The sequence below is a fragment of the Pseudomonas sp. MWU12-2319 genome (assembly GCF_023242525.1).
Taxonomy (GTDB): domain Bacteria; phylum Pseudomonadota; class Gammaproteobacteria; order Pseudomonadales; family Pseudomonadaceae; genus Aquipseudomonas; species Aquipseudomonas gingeri_D.
Map to the genome: position 1 here is coordinate 1 of NZ_JALJES010000055.1, position 1,230 is coordinate 1,230.

Here is a 1,230-nt window from a genome sequence, read left to right on the forward strand (position 1 = left end):
GGCGGGCTCAACCGGTCAGTGCAACAAGGTGCTGTAAGCGATCAGCCGGTGTTTCAAAGTTCAAGGTCTCACGTGGTCGCTGATTCATCTGCAAGGCTACCGCATTGAGCTCTGCCTGGGTATAACCACTTAAATCGGTGCCTGGGCGAAAATACTGACGTAATAACCCATTAGTGTTTTCGTTTGATCCGCGCTGCCAAGGGCTGCGCGGATCACAGAAAAATACATCAACATGCGTGTCCATGGTGAACCGTTTATGTTGAGCAAGCTCTGTTCCTCGATCCCATGTCAAAGAGCGCCATAGATGCTCCGGCATTTGACCAACCTCGCGTATTAAACCATCGACAACACTCTTGGTGTCTTTTCCCTCGACTCGTACCAGTACCAGGAAGCGGGTGCTGCGCTCCACCAAGGTAGCAATGTGACTGTTCTTCGAACCGGTGATCAGGTCACCTTCCCAGTGTCCGGGAACGGCTCTATCTGAAGCCTCTGCGGGTCGCTTGCTAATCGAGACAGCATCAATGATGTGGCCACGGGGCTGTCCCTTGCTCGTAGCCGTCTTCGCTTTGCGCATCATGCGTCTGGAGCGCAGGACGGCCACCAGTTCTTTTTTCAATACGCCCCGGGCCTGTATAAACAGACACCGATAAAGAGTTTCATGAGAAATCTGCATCGTGAGGTCGTCGGGATATTTACGTTTAAGCCAGCCTGTAATTTGCTGAGGTGACCAATAGAGCTTCAGTTTACTCGATACCAATTCACACAGCTCAGGGCTCTGGTTTAAGCGGTAATCTTTGGGCCGAACTGCGCGGGCCCAAGCTTGTTCATCGGCGTCTGCTGCTCGATACAGATCACGCCCCCGATTTCGGGATATCTCACGACTAATAGTCGAAGGCGCACGATTTAACTGCAAGGCAATGGACCTGACGGATTGACCGATTGCCATCCCTCGAGATATTTCTTCACGCTCAAGAAGCGTCAACGCGAGCCGCGAACACTGTCGGGTTTGAGGAGAAATCCCACCGTTGCGGGCCAGCAATCTATGCACGGTGCCAGTGGGTTTCTGGATCGCCATGGCTATGGCACTCAGAGTCTCACCTTTGCGCCATAGCCTCCAGAGCTCTGATTTCTGCTCGGCGGAAAATCCATATCTCTCGCGACGTGACATTCTTGCTTAGCTCCAACCAACGGACGAATAGTGTACGTTGCGTCGACCGGTTGAGCCCGCCG

The 1,230-nt window shown here is 53.1% G+C and carries 1 protein-coding gene; it reads right to left on the reverse strand.

Going from position 1 to position 1,230, the window contains the following annotated elements:
* Nucleotides 1-7: 7 nt before the first annotated feature.
* Nucleotides 8-1,168: an IS30 family transposase gene (locus M5C01_RS32715; protein ID WP_152742437.1), complete on the reverse strand. Its 1,161-nt coding sequence runs from the start codon at nt 1,166-1,168 to the stop codon at nt 8-10.
* Nucleotides 1,169-1,230: the final 62 nt, after the last annotated feature.